The 16,111-nt window shown below is 49.5% G+C and carries 17 protein-coding genes; 9 read left to right on the top strand and 8 right to left on the bottom strand.

Going from position 1 to position 16,111, the window contains the following annotated elements:
- Nucleotides 1–4: 4 nt before the first annotated feature.
- On the bottom strand, nucleotides 5–313 hold the full coding sequence (locus P2G85_RS11870) for a BolA/IbaG family iron-sulfur metabolism protein (RefSeq protein WP_275864292.1): 309 nt from the start codon (nucleotides 311–313) through the stop codon (nucleotides 5–7).
- 226 nt (nucleotides 314–539) lie between these two features.
- On the opposite strand from P2G85_RS11870, the gene P2G85_RS11875 reads away from it, so the two are divergent.
- The 4 genes from P2G85_RS11875 (at nucleotide 540) to P2G85_RS11890 (ending at nucleotide 4,283) form a co-directional block, all read left to right on the top strand.
- Nucleotides 540–1,697, top strand: coding sequence for a methyltransferase (locus P2G85_RS11875; protein ID WP_275864293.1), 1,158 nt, complete (start codon nucleotides 540–542; stop codon nucleotides 1,695–1,697).
- Nucleotides 1,698–1,725: 28 nt separating this feature from the next.
- Nucleotides 1,726–2,295: a YajG family lipoprotein gene (locus tag P2G85_RS11880; RefSeq protein ID WP_275864294.1), complete on the top strand. Its 570-nt coding sequence runs from the start codon at nucleotides 1,726–1,728 to the stop codon at nucleotides 2,293–2,295.
- Nucleotides 2,295–2,840: a peptidylprolyl isomerase gene (locus P2G85_RS11885; RefSeq protein ID WP_275864295.1), complete on the top strand. Its 546-nt coding sequence runs from the start codon at nucleotides 2,295–2,297 to the stop codon at nucleotides 2,838–2,840. The genes P2G85_RS11880 and P2G85_RS11885 overlap by 1 nt, the downstream gene beginning before the upstream one ends.
- Nucleotides 2,841–2,930: 90 nt before the next feature.
- Nucleotides 2,931–4,283 (top strand): MFS transporter, encoded by a 1,353-nt coding sequence (locus tag P2G85_RS11890; RefSeq protein ID WP_275864296.1) that lies wholly within the window; start codon nucleotides 2,931–2,933, stop codon nucleotides 4,281–4,283.
- Nucleotides 4,284–4,340: 57 nt separating this feature from the next.
- Here the strand turns inward: P2G85_RS11890 and P2G85_RS11895 are convergent, their stop codons facing one another.
- Genes P2G85_RS11895 through P2G85_RS11910 form a run of 4 tightly spaced genes read right to left on the bottom strand, consistent with a single transcriptional unit; the run spans nucleotide 4,341 to nucleotide 7,565 of the window.
- A complete protein-coding gene (locus tag P2G85_RS11895) occupies nucleotides 4,341–5,000 on the bottom strand; it encodes a ChrR family anti-sigma-E factor (protein WP_275864297.1) in 660 nt (219 codons plus the stop codon).
- Nucleotides 4,997–5,578: an RNA polymerase sigma factor gene (locus P2G85_RS11900; protein WP_275864298.1), complete on the bottom strand. Its 582-nt coding sequence runs from the start codon at nucleotides 5,576–5,578 to the stop codon at nucleotides 4,997–4,999. The genes P2G85_RS11895 and P2G85_RS11900 overlap by 4 nt, the downstream gene beginning before the upstream one ends.
- Nucleotides 5,579–5,622: 44 nt before the next feature.
- Complete coding sequence (locus tag P2G85_RS11905; RefSeq protein WP_275864299.1) at nucleotides 5,623–6,972, bottom strand: DUF4397 domain-containing protein; 1,350 nt, start codon at nucleotides 6,970–6,972, stop codon at nucleotides 5,623–5,625.
- Complete coding sequence (locus P2G85_RS11910; protein WP_275864300.1) at nucleotides 6,969–7,565, bottom strand: LON peptidase substrate-binding domain-containing protein; 597 nt, start codon at nucleotides 7,563–7,565, stop codon at nucleotides 6,969–6,971. The genes P2G85_RS11905 and P2G85_RS11910 overlap by 4 nt, the downstream gene beginning before the upstream one ends.
- 322 nt (nucleotides 7,566–7,887) lie before the next feature.
- Here P2G85_RS11910 and P2G85_RS11915 point away from each other — a divergent pair, with 322 nt between their 5' ends.
- From P2G85_RS11915 to P2G85_RS11935, 5 genes are all read left to right on the top strand, one after another.
- Nucleotides 7,888–8,721 (top strand): outer membrane protein OmpK, encoded by an 834-nt coding sequence (locus P2G85_RS11915; protein ID WP_275864301.1) that lies wholly within the window; start codon nucleotides 7,888–7,890, stop codon nucleotides 8,719–8,721.
- Between the two features lie 108 nt (nucleotides 8,722–8,829).
- Nucleotides 8,830–9,720 (top strand): 2-dehydropantoate 2-reductase, encoded by an 891-nt coding sequence (gene panE, locus P2G85_RS11920; RefSeq protein ID WP_275864302.1) that lies wholly within the window; start codon nucleotides 8,830–8,832, stop codon nucleotides 9,718–9,720.
- Nucleotides 9,717–10,316, top strand: a complete 600-nt coding sequence (locus P2G85_RS11925; protein WP_275864303.1) for a DJ-1 family glyoxalase III — start codon at nucleotides 9,717–9,719, stop codon at nucleotides 10,314–10,316. The genes panE and P2G85_RS11925 overlap by 4 nt, the downstream gene beginning before the upstream one ends.
- On the top strand, nucleotides 10,316–11,527 hold the full coding sequence (gene csdA, locus P2G85_RS11930) for a cysteine desulfurase CsdA (protein WP_275864304.1): 1,212 nt from the start codon (nucleotides 10,316–10,318) through the stop codon (nucleotides 11,525–11,527). Before P2G85_RS11925 ends, csdA begins: the two co-directional genes overlap by 1 nt.
- Nucleotides 11,528–11,578: 51 nt before the next feature.
- On the top strand, nucleotides 11,579–13,504 hold the full coding sequence (locus P2G85_RS11935; RefSeq protein ID WP_275864305.1) for a GGDEF domain-containing protein: 1,926 nt from the start codon (nucleotides 11,579–11,581) through the stop codon (nucleotides 13,502–13,504).
- Between the two features lie 83 nt (nucleotides 13,505–13,587).
- On the opposite strand, the gene P2G85_RS11940 is transcribed toward P2G85_RS11935, so the two are convergent.
- The 3 genes from P2G85_RS11940 to tcdA form a co-directional block, all read right to left on the bottom strand.
- Nucleotides 13,588–14,505 carry a GGDEF domain-containing protein gene (locus tag P2G85_RS11940; RefSeq protein WP_275864306.1) on the bottom strand — a complete coding sequence of 306 codons (918 nt, stop codon included), beginning with the start codon at nucleotides 14,503–14,505 and terminating at the stop codon, nucleotides 13,588–13,590.
- Nucleotides 14,506–14,787: 282 nt separating this feature from the next.
- Nucleotides 14,788–15,213 carry a cysteine desulfurase sulfur acceptor subunit CsdE gene (gene csdE / locus P2G85_RS11945; RefSeq protein ID WP_275864307.1) on the bottom strand — a complete coding sequence of 142 codons (426 nt, stop codon included), beginning with the start codon at nucleotides 15,211–15,213 and terminating at the stop codon, nucleotides 14,788–14,790.
- 11 nt (nucleotides 15,214–15,224) lie between these two features.
- Nucleotides 15,225–16,034, bottom strand: a complete 810-nt coding sequence (gene tcdA, locus P2G85_RS11950) for a tRNA cyclic N6-threonylcarbamoyladenosine(37) synthase TcdA (protein WP_275864308.1) — start codon at nucleotides 16,032–16,034, stop codon at nucleotides 15,225–15,227.
- Between the last annotated feature and the right edge of the window lie 77 nt (nucleotides 16,035–16,111).

Raw genomic sequence — 16,111 nt, forward strand, 5'->3', positions numbered from 1 at the left:
TGATTTAGTGGCTGCCACCCATACACATCGGACTATCAGGTGCGCCATCCTGCTCAGCCTTCCACTCGGCTTCGGTGTAGGTGTGGATCGCTAAGGCATGGATCTTTTCTTCTAATTCATACGACAAAATCTGATGCACCTGACGATGTCGTCCAACTAAACGCTGCCCTTCAAACACATCCGAAACAACGATCACTTTAAAATGACTTTCCGAGCCCGGAGGGACATTATGCATGTAACTCTCATTAACCACTTTCAGGTAGCTCGGTTGCAACTCACTATGCAGTTTATTCTCTATGATTTGTTGAATCATACTTCACCCTCGTTGCTGCGAATCTCTCAAGTATATACGCAAGTTAGTTAAAGAAAATATATACAAAGTGATTTTCCTCCGTACTGTGTGCTCTCAACCCGGTTTCTGCAAGGCTGACATGCAAGAAAAGTCATTCGGAAAATGAGAAATTTGACAGCTTTCTGTATCTTGAGTGGTGATCATCTGCGACAATCTCAGTAACTATAGATTCATTATCCGCAATTATATGGAATCCGAACTACACCTTCATGCAAGACACCTGACCCTCCATCGCTTTCCCAAACGTGCGAAAGAGACACTGCAAGCCTGGGATGCCGGCGATGAGTACCTGATTAACCATATCGAAGAGATGGGCCTGCCAGCAGGCAGTAACATTGTTATCCTCAACGATAATTTTGGTGCGCTGTCTTGTTGGTTTTCACAGCAACACACAGTCACGATGATGAGTGACTCTTTCGTTGCCCATAAGGGCACCCTGAAAAACCTGCAACGTAACCGGTGTAACAAGGTAACGTTCTTGACTACCATGGACGACATCCCGGCCGATACCGATTTGGTGTTGATGCAGATACCTAAAAGTAACCGTCACTTAGTATGGTTACTCAGTCAACTGCGCCAGGCACTCCCTGAAAGTTGTCCGGTTATCTCGGTCAATAAAGCCAAGGACATTCACAGCTCAACACTCAGCCTGTTTGAAAAATACCTCGGTGAGACGACCACCTCTCTGGCGTGGAAAAAACACCGCTTAGTTTTTTCTAAACCAAACTGCCAACCAGCCATAGAAGTGGTGTCGGTTACAGGCTGGGATGTGGACAATGAAGCGATCCATCTGGAAAATATGCCGAATGTGTACTCTGGCGAAAGTCTGGATTTAGGCGCACGTTTTATGCTCCAGCATCTGCCACAGGATCCTGAATTACGCCACATCATCGATCTGGGATGCGGAAACGGAGTGTTGTCGGTTAAGGCCGGGCAACTTAATCCCCAGGCGCGCCTCACCTGTGTCGACGAAAGCTTTATGGCCGTCACATCGGCACAGCGGAACCTGATTGATAACCTGGGGCCCGATCGGGATATCCAATGCATTGCCAACAACTGCCTGGATGGTTTCAAACGTGACTGTGCAAATTTGGTCTTGTGCAACCCGCCGTTTCACCAACGCCAGGCCATTACCGATCACATTGCCTGGCAAATGTTCTGCGACGCCAAGCAGGTTCTGGTCAATGGCGGTCAGTTAATGGTCATCGGCAACCGCCATCTGGGTTATGATGCCAAGCTGAAACGTCTGTTCGGCGAAAGAAATGTGAAATTGGTCGCCTCTAACAATAAGTTCGTGATTTTACAGGCGACAAAAGATCCTGCTAAATTAACCGCTAAGCAATAAAGCTATGACTTTACGAAGGAAGAATATAATGAAAAAACTGGCACTCGTGGCTTCCGTTGCCCTGCTTGCAGCGTGTTCTGCACCGCAGCAACCCCAACTTAATGTGATGCCTGAAACGACATTAAGCACCAATCCGATTGTACAAGGCAAAACGTACAGCCTAACCAGTAAAGATGTACGCGCTGCTCAGTATGTCGCTCTGGTTGATAATGGCCGCTCCAATATCCTTCCTTTGCACGCAAAACAGAATTTGCGCATCACTATCGAAGAGGCTCTGGAAAAACAGTTTGCCTCACAAGGTTTTCGCACCGATCTCAACAGCAACAACACGGTTGAGCTGCAAGTTCAAGAAGCCTTAATCAATGTCAAACATTCGGTGATGCAGAATGAAATGGACGCGAAAGTGATTCTCGAAATCACGGCGGCAACCCCTCAAGGTAAGCTGGTGAAGACGTACACCGGGACCGCTCAGCGCACCGGAGCACTCAGCGCCTCTGACGATGATATTGAACAAACCCTGAACGATGTCATTGCATTGACACTGAAAGAGATGGCAAATGATGCCGAACTTCGTCAATACATGCAGGAGCGATTCTAATGTTACGCAAAGCGATTCTTTCTCTCGCCCTGCTAAGCTGCGGTGTTATGGCCGGACCGAAAGTGGCGTTTGAAACCACAATGGGCTCTTTTACTGTGGAGTTAAATGAAGAGAAAGCGCCGATTACCGTGGCTAACTTCCTTCAATATGTCGAAGATGGCAGCTATGAAGGCACCATCTTCCACCGTATTATTCCCGGCTTTATGGCACAGGGGGGTGGTTTTGATCAAAATATGGCGATGGTGAAGACCTATGCCCCGATCAAGAATGAGGGAAATAACGGTCTGAAAAACGATCAGGCAACCATCGCGATGGCCAGAACCAACCATCCTCATTCGGCCACCCGTCAGTTTTTCATTAACCTGGTGGATAACGATTTTCTCAACTTTGCTTCCCGCCCGCCGGGTTATGCGGTATTTGGTCAGGTCACTGAAGGGTTTGATGTCATCCAAATGATGGCCAAACAGCCTACCGGGACAGTGAAAGGCATGCGCGATGTACCGGTGAAGCAGATTGTGATCACCAAAGCAACGTTAATCAAATAACCCCCCCCGGTAAGGTTCTGCTGATGCACTTTACCGCTGCTCGGGTAGAAGCCCTTTGTATATAAGGGCTTTCCCTTAATGGAAATCACTATGTCTTCATTGCCTTCCATCACTTGGCTGGAAACGGTAAAATCTTACCTTGATAAACGCTTAATGTGGGTATTCATGCTCGGTTGTTCGAGCGGCTTTCCCTGGGTGCTGATCGGTTCAAATATGTCCGGCTGGCTTAAAGACGCCGGCCTGACCCTATCCGCTATCGGTTATTTCGGTAGTGTCTTCGCGGTCTATGCTATTAACTTTTTGTGGGCACCTCTGGTTGACCGGGTAAAATTGCCGCTCTTGTATTCACTGCTGGGCCAACGGCGCAGTTGGATCTTCTTTTGCCAGAGCATCGTGCTGTGCGCGACATTATTTATCGCTGGCGTCAATCCGGCAGAGAATCTGATGTTTGCTTCTCTGCTCGCCTTATGTATCGCGACGGCGTCGGCAACTCAAGATATCGCCATCGATGCATTTCGCATTGACACCTTCCCAAAGTCTGAAGCATCCAAATTACCGCAGGCCTCTGCGATGGCGGTCACCGGCTGGTGGACCGGATACTCGCTGCCCGGTTACCTTGCTTTCATCAACGCGGACAGCATTGGCTGGAACGGCGTCTATTATGGCATGGCGGCAATAGTCGGCATTTTAATGCTGTTTACTATTCTGGTCGGTGAGCCTACGACGCAGCGTGAACAGTTGCAGTCCGCTGCCGAAAAACGTCATCAGGCCGTGATTGGTTCTAAACTGGTCGCTTGGTTTACCGTCACTGTGGTTGAACCTTTCTTGGATTTCTTCAACCGCAATGGTGTTCGGGTGGCTATCACGCTCTTGCTGTTTGTGTTCCTGTTTAAGATCGGCGAAGCGTTTTTGGGTCGTATGTCGATCGCCTTTTATAAGGATATCGGTTTCAGCAATGAGCAAATCGGCTACTACTCCAAGTTGATCGGCTGGGGAGCGACCACCGTTTTTACCATCATTGGCAGTATGTTCAATGTGAGATTTGGTATTGTCCGCGGACTAATGATTGGCGGGATAGCCATGTCGGCCAGTAACCTGATGTTTGCCTGGATAGCCAAAGTTGGCCCGAGTGAAGGACTCTACCTGGCGACCATCATCGTCGACAACTTTACCACCGCCTTTTCCACCGTGGCATTTGTCTCTTTCTTAACCCTACTGACCGGACAGGCATTTTCCGCGACCCAATACGCCCTGCTTGCTTCTTTGGGCAACCTGGGACGGACCACTCTGGCCTCTTTCAGTGGTGAACTGGTCGAGTATCTCAATGACTGGCCGACCTTCTTTGTCCTCACCGCGGTGATGGTTATCCCAAGCCTGATCATGCTCTACTCACTGCGCCACTACTTTGCCGAGTTGCTGGAAAAGGCCCGCGAGCAGCACTAACCGTCCGCCAACAGTAAAAGCCATCGCCCCGCGATGGCTTTTACTGTTGGTTCAAACTCAAGGATACATTCCTTTACCGAACAGATTAAATATTCGTGCGACGCCTTGGGTAAACAGCATAGGTTCTGTTAGTACCGTTAAGCACAGGCAGTCTTCGCCGGCCTTGGTGTAGGGGCTGTGTCTGGCCGAACCATCACGTATCATCATGTCACCGGCATGGTAATGGCCGTCCTCGTCACTGAATCCACCATGCAGGACTAAGGTCGATTCCAGCCCTTTGTGCGTGTGCTGAGGGATGCGGACATCTTCACCGATATACAATAAGTTGACCCGCGCATCTTCGCCCAATTCAACTTGTGCACTGTATACTTTGCCGCCATAACTGCGCCAGTCACTGACCAGGTCGGCAAACCGACTCAATGACTTCGGCAGATCAAATGTTTTACCGGCCACCTCAACCGTGGCGATATCACTAATCTCTATGCCGTCTTCAACCGGTTCAGCAGAAACAATATCGTTCAGCATGCGGTCAAACTCGATAGAGTATTCTGTCGATACCTCCAGAAAGTGCACCCCGCTGCCATCTTCAAACTGATTCACATATCGCCTGCAGTCAGAACACGTTTCTAAATGAATCGCGACCACAAGACCTGAAACGGCGTCAATGGTTCCTGAAGCATAAGCTTCTAATAACTGGAAGTCTGGGTGAGTGTTCATAATTGCTCCGTATGCATTGAATGCTTCAGTTTTTCAACAGCAAGCCTCAAGCGCGACTTTACTGTCCCCAGAGGAATATCAAACAGTTCCGCGACCTGTTGATGAGGCATCTCTTGCAAATACACCGCTTGCAATACCTCCCTTTGGTTTTTGGGCAACATATCTAAAAACTTAACCACTTGCTCTTTGAGCATGTCCTGCTCAGGAGAGTAATGGTCGACTAAATCTGGCGGATAGTAATCGGAAGGCCAGATATCGTCAGAGTGGATATGTAAATCTTTGCCTCTCTGCTTCCTTAACAAGTCAAAGCAATGGTTCCTGATAATGGTGTATATCCAGGTCGACAGCGCGCTTTTACTGCCATCATACAAATGCGCCTTTTGCCATACCGTCGCCATGGTTTCCTGCACCATCTCCATCGCCACCTGCTCGTTGCCCACGTGTTTATAGGCAAACTGTTTAAGTTTGGGGGCGTAGAACCGAAAAACAAACGCAAATGCCTCTTTGTCCCGATTTTTTACCTTGTCCATGTAGGCGTTCCAATCGCTTCGCCCTAAGGTCACGGAGCCATCACTCATAATAATCAGCCTTAGTTGTCCGGGAGGGCACCCCCTCCCCTGTATCAATCCGTAATGTCATCTACGAGTAAGTTGAATCCACCATTATTGCCATCGTCAATTGCGACAACCTGGTAAACGACGCCATCTGTCACCGCAACCGGTGCCGAATCAATCGCCACGGTCGAAGGATCTCCCGCTGCGGTGACGGTCACAAAATAGGCCCCTTCTGCTACGTACACTCCCTGCACACTGTCTTTATACGCAAAATCAGTGATAACCGGATCACTACCCTCAATCCCCGAGCTAGTAGTCAGGTAAATATCAACCGTGCTGGCATCGGGATTCGCCGCCGCATGCGTCACATTCAGCACCGCACTGGTCGCCACTGCTCTTCGCTCGTCTGCAACAACCAGAGGTTCAAGTTCGACGTTCTCAATGAGCGAACCCACCGCATAAACGCTGTAATCACCGCCTGCCTCAACACTAAGCCCTGTGGCAGAAATGATCGGTTCACTGGTGGTGTCGTTCAAAAACACATCGACGTCATAACTGCCCGGAACTAAATCCAGGTAACCTCGGATCTGCTTGAACGCCAAATCAGCCAGCGGACCAAATACCCCACCATTGACATGTACATCCACCACCGGCGCGCTATCGACCAGATGGCCGACTCGCACTTCCGCTGCACTGCCAATATCTTGCAGTGTAGTTGAACCTGAGCCATCTAACACCAACAGTTGTACTGGTGAACTGCTGTTGGAATCTGCGGTTTTGATGGCAGCAATAGTCAGATTAGCGTTAGCCGCAAGCGGCAAAGGTCCTGAGTCAAACGCAACCGTCTCTCCGGCCACCAACCGTATCTGGTAGTCACCCGCCGGAATGTTAATGACTTCAGTTGAAGCTTTGTAGGCGAGCGGAATGGCAGATGCCAATTCAGCACCCGGTGCGGTCACGTAAAGGTCGACCGCCGGCACACCCGACGCAGCATGCACGACCTGCACATCCAGACTGTTCTCGTCGGCCATCGAATCAACACTGCGAGTCACGATCAGCGGCTCGACCGGATTATTACTGCCATCGGCATCACCAACGACCAACACCGTATATTGGAGTTCTGAATCGAGATCTAACATGGTGCGCTCAATCACGGTGAGCGTATCATCACCGGGTAATTGCACTTCCACCTGAACCGAGTTCTGCCCCTCTCGCAACTTCAGGTAACCCGAACCGACTCCGTAATCTACATCCGTTAAGGTTTGTCTGTCATTGACCCAAACATTAGCCCTTGGTGCATCTGCTGACGCATGCACGGCCTGCAGATAAGTATATTCAACCGGGTCACTATCCGATCCACAGGCAGTGATACCCAATGCAGTGATGACGGTAACCGCCGCTACTTGTAATTTATTCATATCCTTTTCTCTCTTGGTGTTGGGGCTTCAATGGTTTCGATCAAAAATTCCAGAGCCGGAATACAATCTGCAGCGCCGGCCAGCCGCTCAAACAAGTCACGGTCAAGAGGCAGTAACTCCAGCCATCGTTGCACCACCCAGCTCGGGTCATCGTAAAAGCGCTGCTGGTAAAGGTGGCCTAGCTGGGGAAACTGCTCGTAAACCTGCGCAAGTTGCTTACTCAGAGGCACAAAATCGAGCGGCATCGGGGGCGAGTTCCAGTTCTCCAACCACTCTACTTCGGCACGGCGCAACCCATCGGGATCGGACCGTACCCGCCTGACTGAAAAACGCTTTTCACCGACCACGGTGATGCCAAGAAGCCCATCTTCGAGTGTTTCAAAATCAACAATGTGGACCAAAGTGCCGACTGAGGAGAGATTGCCCGCTGTTTTCTGCTGCGAATCCCCGCCGACCAGACATACACCGAACCCGATATTTTTCGTACAACATTCCTTAACCAGGCGTTGATAGCGCGGCTCGAAAATTCGCAGATTCATTTTGCCTTCGGGTAACACAACCGAGGTCAGTGGAAACAACATCAATTCATTCATTCAATCATCCTCTTTGATTCATGAACTCATACGTATGGCTTTTTAGAGCGATCACTAACGAATTATGTTGGTTTATCGACTACCTTAAAAAGGCAGCAAAAAACCCAAGCAAACGATCAAGATCACGAATTTTATGCAAAATCATGCAAGATAATTTTAGTTCCGCGTAATAAATCCGATTCGTGATAGCGATCACTCAAAACGTTCGTTTTTGCACGCTGTATCACTTCCAATTGGGATTTTGTTCGCTATTATTCACGCCAATTGGAAGCGCAGCGAAGATTGCGTGTTCTAAATCAATACAAACATAGAGAGTCCCCTTATGCGTAAATCACTTCTAGCTCTTGGCCTATTAGCGGCTACTTCAGCACCAGTAATGGCAGCAGATTACTCTGACGGCGATATCCACAAGAACGATTACAAGTGGATGCAATTTAACTACATGTACTCAATCGATGAGATGCCACGCGTAAAAGGCGCGGATGACAACACTCACGATTACCTGGAAATGGAATTCGGCGGCCGCTCGGGCATCTTCGACCTATACGGTTACGTTGACGTGTTCAACCTGGGCACTAAAGACGACCAAGACAAATCTCTTGAAAACCACGCTCCAGACAAAATGTTCATGAAATTTGCACCGCGTATGTCTCTGGACGGCCTGACTGGTAAAGACCTGTCTTTCGGTCCTGTTCAAGAGCTATATGTTGCATCTCTATTTGAGTGGGGCGGTAACAACGGTGGTGTAAACAACCAGAAAATCGGTCTTGGCTCTGACGTAAACGTGCCATGGTTAGGTAAAATCGGCCTGAACCTATACAGCACTTACGACGGCAACCAAAAAGACTGGAATGGCTACCACCTTGCAACCAACTGGTTCAAACCATTCTACTTCTTTGAGAACGGCTCATTCATCTCTTACCAGGGTTACATCGACTGGCAATTCGGCATGAAAGAAGAGCTGGGTGCAACAGCGAGCAGCGGCGGCGCAATGTTCAACGGTATCTACTGGCACTCTGACCGCTTCGCAGTGGGTTACGGCCTGAAAGCATACAAAGACGTATACGGTGTGAAAGACGGCCTAGACATTGGCAATGGCTTACAGCTAGAGTCAACAGGCGTGAGCCACTACCTAGCAGTAACTTACAAGTTCTAATTGAACCGATAAGTTCCCCAAAAAATGGCGCCTGATGGCGCCATTTTTATTTGCTTTCCATTTTTCCCTCATTATCCTTGCAGCAAACCTTTTTACTGAGAGCGTTTGGTGAATATTCTCATCCTAGGCCCCGGAGCGATAGGCTCACTCTGGGCTACAAAACTCAAACAGGCCGGGCACAATGTTTCTTTGTGGGGAAGAAGCGCAGAGAGCGAGCAATCTCTCCAACTTGATGACAGCCCGACAACACGTTTTCCTAATCAAGATGTTGCTTCTTTAAAGAAGGCCGACCTGATTATCGTGACGGTAAAAGCCTGGCAAGTTGAATCGGCTATTAAACCACTTCTGCCACATATTAATCCCGACTCAATTGTATTGCTGATGCACAACGGTATGGGCACGGCACAGTTAGTAGAAAAGCAACTTAAGCACAACCCTATTGTGATTGCGACCACTACCCATGGCGCTTATAAACCAAGTAAACAGCAGGTCTTGCATACCGGACGTGGTTCTACGCAAATTGGCGCGTTTAATGCCAAGGGTTCGCAATGTGCATTTCTGGAAGAAGTGCTGAATCACGCCTTGCCAGAGGTAAACTGGAATCCCGACATCAACGCCGCCTTATGGACCAAACTGGCGATAAACTGTGCCATCAACCCGCTGACTGCCATTCACCAATGTAAAAATGGCGCGCTTGCCGCAGCGGAGTTTTCGCGCACACTCAAGAACATTACTCGCGAGTTGGTCGAGGTGATGAGCAAAGAAGGGATAGAAGTTGAGTTCGATTCTCTGCACGCCACGATTATGCAAGTGGTCAGTGCAACCGCAGCAAACTACTCTTCCATGAGGCAAGATGTTTTCCACCAGCGTCGTACCGAGATAGACTTTATTACTGGCTATTTACTCCAGGTAGCTGAGATACATCATATCAATACGCCAGAGAATGCCAGACTCTACCAACGCATCAAACAAATTGAACAAAGCTGGACACAATCATGAAGAAAAAAATCCTAGTCCCCATCGCCCCCGGCACCGAAGAACTGGAAGCAGTTACGGTGATTGACCTGATGGTACGTGCCGGCTACGAGGTGGTGACGGCCAGTGCCGACTTTGACGGTGCATTAACCATGCAGGCCTCTCGTGGCGTCACCCTAACCGCTGACTGCAAACTGGTCGATATTGCGGATGACGAGTTTGATGCCATCGTCCTGTCAGGTGGCGTAGGAGGTGCAGAAACCTTCCGTGACAGCACAGTGATGATTGAAATCCTTAAACAGCATATGTATGAAGGTAAACTGGTGGCAGCTATCTGTGCCGCGCCGGCGCTGGTGCTGCAACACCACAACCTGTACCCAGATGCAATCATGACCTGTCACCCCAGCTTTCGGTCTCATATTCCAGAGGCGAACTGGCGCAGCAAACGGGTCACCATCGACACCAACCATAACTTGATCACCAGCCAGGCACCTGGCACAGCTCTGGAGTTTGCCATGGAAGTGATCATCCGTTTATCCGGCAAAAAACACGCCTGGGGGGTTGCCGAACCAATGGTCACCATCCCTACCCTGCATTACCACAAGTTAGGTGATGAATAATGTTTAACGTTGACCATATACGCGCCCAGTTTCCCGCGTTAAAACAATCGGTAAACCAAGCACCTCTGGTTTACCTCGACAGTGCCGCTACCACACAAAAACCGCAGTGTGTCATCGACGTCATCAGCCATTACTACAGTGAACAAAACGCCAACGTCCACCGTGGCAGCCACAGCCTGACTGCTCATGCCACCAGCCGGTTTGAAGCGGCACGGGACACGGTCGCCAATTTCATCGGCGCCCACAGCAGTAAAGAAATCATCTGGACCCGCGGTGCCACCGAAGCAATTAATCTGATTGCACAGACCTACGCACGCAAAACATTACAGGCCGATGATGAGATCTTAATTGGTGAAATGGAGCATCATGCCAACATTGTGCCGTGGCAACTCGTCGCTGAACAAACCGGGGCAAAAATCATCAAGGTTCCGATGACCAGTGATTGCCAGTGGGATATGAGCGCATACCAGTGCTTATTAAGCGCGCGCACCAAAATCGTCGCCTGTGCGCACATCACCAACGTGACCGGTACACGCCAACCAATTGAACAAATTATCGACCTTGCCCATGCACAAGGTGCGGTCGTGGTCGTGGATGGTGCCCAGGGCATAGTGCATGAAGCAGTAGACCTGTGCCAGTTGGATGCAGATTTCTACGTATTTTCCGGACACAAGCTATACGCCCCGGCCGGGATCGGCGTCCTGTATGGCAAGCTTAAGCTGCTTGAAGCTATGCCGCCGTGGCACGGAGGCGGTAAAATGGTCGAGAAGGTCTCATTTGAAAAAACCACCTTTTCGGCGCTGCCGGGTAAATTTGAAGCAGGGACACCAAACGTCGCCGGCGCAATTGCGTTAGCCAAAGCGATTGAGTGGTATCAAAGCTTTGACCGGCAAGAGGTGGAAGCGCACCTGCATTCGCTGCAAAACAAAGCCTACCAGGCACTCTGTCAATTAGAAGATATTCATATTTTGGGCTATCAACGCCATGCCGCCGTGCTAACCTTTATTATGGACGGCGTGCATCACCAGGACATCGCCACCCTGCTCGATCAACAAGGCATCGCAGTCCGTGCCGGGCATCACTGCGCTCACCCACTGATGGATGCTTTAGGGGTAAAAGGAACGGTGCGGGTGTCATTTGGTATCTATAACACCCTTTCTGATGTTGAGGCTTTGATTGCAGCCGTCAAAAAATCGGTTGATATGTTGTAGTCAGGCCCCGGCTTAAATGGCAATTACCACATCTAACGCGTGACAATATATATGACCAAATACCGGCTGTTCACACTGGGCTCCCTGGGAGTCATTCTGCTCGCTATGCTGTACGTATTTTGGCAGCATCCGGTGGCGAAGCCTGATGCAACGACGCTAAAGTCGCCGGAAATAGAACTGAGTAACACACCGCTCGGACAGCGACTTATTACCTTAACAGAAAGCAAACCGTCAGAGGCAAGCCGTGTTTTGGAGCAGCTGCAAGCTATTGAGTCCAGCCATGCCGATGACTTATCCGCACTCGAACTAGCCTATTTACTGTGGCTCAAACGCCACAGTTATCTTACTCTGGGCAAATCAGACCAAGCTGACGAGACCACCCACAGGCTTGAGCAGTTGATTCAAACTCACCGGCTCAACTGGTTGGATATCAGGCTGAAAATTGATCAGGCGAACGTAAACCTTAAACGAGGTCACTATCCACAGGGCATTGAGACCATTGAGCATGCCATTACCTTAGCCAAACAGTTCAACGCCGAGCGATTATTGATTCATGCCTACAATGTTGGCGGCATCTTGTATAACGCCACCAATCAATTGCAGCAATCCCTGCTTTATTTTACTCAGGGGCTCAAACTGGCGCAAAAATACCCGCAAAGTCAGTTTAATGCCCAGTTTTATAATAACCTGGGCTTACTTTATGTACACCTCGAGCGTTGGGACAAAGCGATTTCCCATCTCAATAAAGCCCGGCAGTTGTTTACCCGGATGTCACCGGTAAAAAACAACCTGATGCACATCACTCTGCTTAACGAGAGCTTCGTCTATATTCACTTGAATGATAAACTGAATGCCCAGGCGTCATACCGGGCCGCCCAGCAATACCTGAATGACAACTCACCCGCGTATAACCAGATCCTGGATCTTAAGAATGCTGCCAGATTACTCAACTTTCTGGGAGATACCAAACAGGGCATGAGCAAAGCCCAAGCGTGTATTGATCACCCACAAGCGCCCGACTACCCTAAACAGCAAGCGATCTGTTGGTATATATCCGCGCAAAGCTTATTAGCATTAGGGGATCACCAACAAGCACTTCAGCAGTTAGAAAAATCTATCGCCATTTTCTCTGCCCTCAACCACCCCCGCTGGCTGATCCAAGCTCACCTGCTTAAGGCAAATGCGCTCGAAACAGCAAACCGAAGTAACGAGGCCTTGGCGCTGTATAAGCAGTACCATGAGAAGCAACGCAATCAACTACTAAGTGAATTCTATGCTTTAGAATTTGGCTTAGAAACACAACAGATCCAGCAAGAGCGCGATCTGCTGGACACGCAAAACAAGTTAAACGCTTTGCAGCTAAAACAAGAACAGCTTCGTTTCAAAATACTGCTGGTTCTGGGCGCGATCGGTGCCACCATTCTGGTCATAATGCTCCGCCGCACCCTTGCTATACGCGCCCAGAATAAGCAACTACTGGCGCTCTCTTTTCAAGATCAGCTTACCGGTATGTACAACCGTCGCTTTTACCAGAACGAGGTTGAGGCATTTACCCAAATTGACCGTTCGGCCGGGTACCGGATAGTGTTGCTGGATATTGACTGGTTTAAACGAATCAACGACCAGTACGGCCATGAAACAGGAGACCAAGTCCTGAGACAAACAGCCGGCCGGCTGAGTGAGAAACTGGACAGTGACGAAATATTGGTTCGTTGGGGAGGAGAAGAGTTTCTCTGCCTGCTAAAAGAGGGGCCCGCGGTACCAGCCAGAATCGACTCAATGCTTGAGGCGATCAGCCAGACACCATTCAAAACCCAAACCGGGCCAATTTCGGCTTCCGTCTCCATTGGGATCAGTCGCCCGTTACCCGCAACAGAACTGCACAATAATACTTACGCCTTTGTCGAAGCGGACCAATGTTTATACAAAGCCAAAGAAGCGGGCAGAAATCGGGCGATTTACAGCGACAACCAGTAAGGTTGGATCTGGATGATTTGCCTCAGCGTCTGGCAGCGAAACTGGCATGTGCGAAAGCTCCGCCACGACTGGCGCTCCGGTTGCTAAGCAAGTGACTCGATCAGAGCCACACAGTTACGTCCATTGCGCTTGGCGTGATACAAGGCCTTATCTGCCCGGGCATAAATTTGCGTGTTGCTTTCTGAGCGGGTAATGTCGGTAACCCCGAAACTGACCGTCACCGACATGGCAACTTGCTGGTACTTAAAGCGCTGACGCTGGATCATGGCACGGATTTTTTCTGCACGTTCCCTGCCCTGGCTGGGGGATGTGTGAGGCAGAACAATCGCAAACTCTTCACCGCCCATTCGCGCAAAAGTTTCGCCATAGTGCAGCATACCTGAGACAACTTCGGTTAATGTGACCAGTAAAAAATCACCGGCATGATGACCATACTGATCATTAACGGCTTTGAAAAAGTCCAAATCAAACAGCAGCAACGCCGCCTGATAGTCTGTGCCGTTACACCGCGACACTTCCTGCTCCAGTTTTTCAAAAAATACCCGACGGTTAAAAATATTGGTCAATGCATCGGTCTGAGATTGATAACGCAATAACGCTTCCAGCTCACAGCGCTGCGAAACATTCCTCGTCAGCCAAAGCACGACAGCATGGCCTTGATAATCCAGGCTCAACGGGCAGATTTTTCCTTCAAAATGGAGAACCCCTTCAGGACCACTGGTTTGATCCAGCCCTTTAACATCTTGGGCACTGAGCTGGTACTCGACAGTGACAATCTGGTTTTGCTTTAACGCCCGCCGGATTTCGCTGACAAACCAATCCGCCTGCCCGGCCTCCATTACTTGATACAGTGATTTGCCCACCAGCCCACTGCCGTCATGGTAAGACTGGGTATCCTTGCCGCCAAAAATATCCACGTAAATACCGTTATCACTGAGGATAAAAATAGGGTCTGGCATACAGCTCAGAATTTCCTTGGCATGTTCCAATGTGAATAGCATGTGACTTCCTAATCGCTGTCCATCTCAGGTAACACAACGCCCTCGGGAGCGTAAAGGTTACTGTTTAAATATAAGCAATTAATTAAGTACGTGCACAATAGTGAATATAAACCAGAGAACGAAATCAATCGGTAAGGAATGAAAAAGCGGAAAGGATCGATACGACAGACAAATTTCTGCCACAAGGAGAGGGGGTGATATTCACCAGTATCAGACGTGGCAGATAAAAAACGCGAAACAGTTTAGCACCGCTTCGCGTTATTGTACTTGGCCATCATGGCATCAAACAGAACGTTTGATCTGCTCCACAATCGCCTTTAGCCCGTTGCCTCGTGATGGACTCAAATGAGCAATCAGGCCAAGCTGCTCAAAATAAGCATCAACATCAAACGCCTGGATTTGCTGCGCGGTTTTGCCGTCATAGGCCGCCATCACCAGTGCGATCAAACCACGTACAATCCGTGCATCAGAATCGGCGCAGAAATGCCAGACTCCCGCTTGTTGTTGGCTTACTAACCACACCTGACTTTCGCACCCGGCCACCGTGACTTGCTCGGATTTAAGCGCCTCTGGCATCTGCGGCAATTGTTTTCCCCACTGGATGACCTGGCGATAGCGATCTTCCCAGCCTTTTAACTTTGCCATGGTGTCAACGATATCGTCACTGGTGATCTGGGAACCAAAAGGCGAAACAGGAAACTCGGTCATGCTGTTCTCTTCTATTGTTTGTATTTTTGAATCAGTTTTTCAACAATGCGCGCTACCGCGACAAAACCAAACGTCGCAGTCACCACGGTTGCTGCGCCAAAACCACTGGCACAGTCCATCCGTTTTGGCCCTTCTGCGGTCGATTTCACCCCGCATACCGAACCATCAGCCTGAGGATATTTTAGCTGCTCGGTAGAGAACACACACTCAATACCAAATTTACGCGCCGGATTTTTCGGGAAATTATGCACACGGCGCAGAGTATCTTTGATCTTCTTCGCCAGAGGGTCCTGAATGGTTTTGGTCAGATCGGCCACTTTTATTTGGGTCGGATCCACTTGCCCGCCAGCACCACCAGTAGTGATCACTTTGATTTTATTGCTACGGCAATAGGCCAGCAGCGCCGCTTTGGCTTTTACGCTGTCAATCGCGTCCAGTACATAGTCAAACTCTTTGCTCAGGTACTCATGCTGGTTGTCCGGGGTAATAAAGTCGTCGATAAGATTAACTTTGCACTCCGGGTTAATCAGCTTAACCCGGTCTGCCATCACTTCAATTTTGCTTTGGCCAACCGAACCATTCATCGCATGGATCTGACGGTTAATATTGGTGACACACACATCATCCATATCAATCAGGGTTAACTCACCGATCCCCGTACGCGCCAGTGCTTCGACCGCCCATGAGCCGACTCCGCCGATCCCGATCACGCACACATGGGCCGCACGCAGGATTTCCACCTCACTGTTACCGTATAAACGACGAGTGCCGCCAAAGCGCTGGTTATAGCTGTCAGATGCCGGAGTATCGAGATCACGCATAGTGTAAAAATCCTGAGGTTCGATAGAAAAACAAAGAGTGCGATTTATACGCACTCTTGGCAGAAATGTCTAGATGG

Origin of the sequence: Vibrio sp. CAU 1672 (assembly GCF_029223195.1) — a bacterium.
Taxonomy (GTDB): Bacteria; Pseudomonadota; Gammaproteobacteria; order Enterobacterales; family Vibrionaceae; genus Vibrio.

Bases quoted from the DNA above. Each gene is read 5' to 3' on its own strand.
- P2G85_RS11870 (WP_275864292.1), bottom strand. From the start codon at position 313: ATGATTCAACAAATCATAGAGAATAAACTGCATAGTGAGTTGCAACCG.
- P2G85_RS11875 (WP_275864293.1), top strand. From the start codon at position 540: ATGGAATCCGAACTACACCTTCATGCAAGACACCTGACCCTCCATCGC.
- P2G85_RS11880 (WP_275864294.1), top strand. From the start codon at position 1,726: ATGAAAAAACTGGCACTCGTGGCTTCCGTTGCCCTGCTTGCAGCGTGT.
- P2G85_RS11885 (WP_275864295.1), top strand. From the start codon at position 2,295: ATGTTACGCAAAGCGATTCTTTCTCTCGCCCTGCTAAGCTGCGGTGTT.
- P2G85_RS11890 (WP_275864296.1), top strand. From the start codon at position 2,931: ATGTCTTCATTGCCTTCCATCACTTGGCTGGAAACGGTAAAATCTTAC.
- P2G85_RS11895 (WP_275864297.1), bottom strand. From the start codon at position 5,000: ATGAACACTCACCCAGACTTCCAGTTATTAGAAGCTTATGCTTCAGGA.
- P2G85_RS11900 (WP_275864298.1), bottom strand. From the start codon at position 5,578: ATGAGTGATGGCTCCGTGACCTTAGGGCGAAGCGATTGGAACGCCTAC.
- P2G85_RS11905 (WP_275864299.1), bottom strand. From the start codon at position 6,972: ATGAATAAATTACAAGTAGCGGCGGTTACCGTCATCACTGCATTGGGT.
- P2G85_RS11910 (WP_275864300.1), bottom strand. From the start codon at position 7,565: ATGAATGAATTGATGTTGTTTCCACTGACCTCGGTTGTGTTACCCGAA.
- P2G85_RS11915 (WP_275864301.1), top strand. From the start codon at position 7,888: ATGCGTAAATCACTTCTAGCTCTTGGCCTATTAGCGGCTACTTCAGCA.
- P2G85_RS11925 (WP_275864303.1), top strand. From the start codon at position 9,717: ATGAAGAAAAAAATCCTAGTCCCCATCGCCCCCGGCACCGAAGAACTG.
- csdA (WP_275864304.1), top strand. From the start codon at position 10,316: ATGTTTAACGTTGACCATATACGCGCCCAGTTTCCCGCGTTAAAACAA.
- P2G85_RS11935 (WP_275864305.1), top strand. From the start codon at position 11,579: ATGACCAAATACCGGCTGTTCACACTGGGCTCCCTGGGAGTCATTCTG.
- P2G85_RS11940 (WP_275864306.1), bottom strand. From the start codon at position 14,505: ATGCTATTCACATTGGAACATGCCAAGGAAATTCTGAGCTGTATGCCA.
- csdE (WP_275864307.1), bottom strand. From the start codon at position 15,213: ATGACCGAGTTTCCTGTTTCGCCTTTTGGTTCCCAGATCACCAGTGAC.
- tcdA (WP_275864308.1), bottom strand. From the start codon at position 16,034: ATGCGTGATCTCGATACTCCGGCATCTGACAGCTATAACCAGCGCTTT.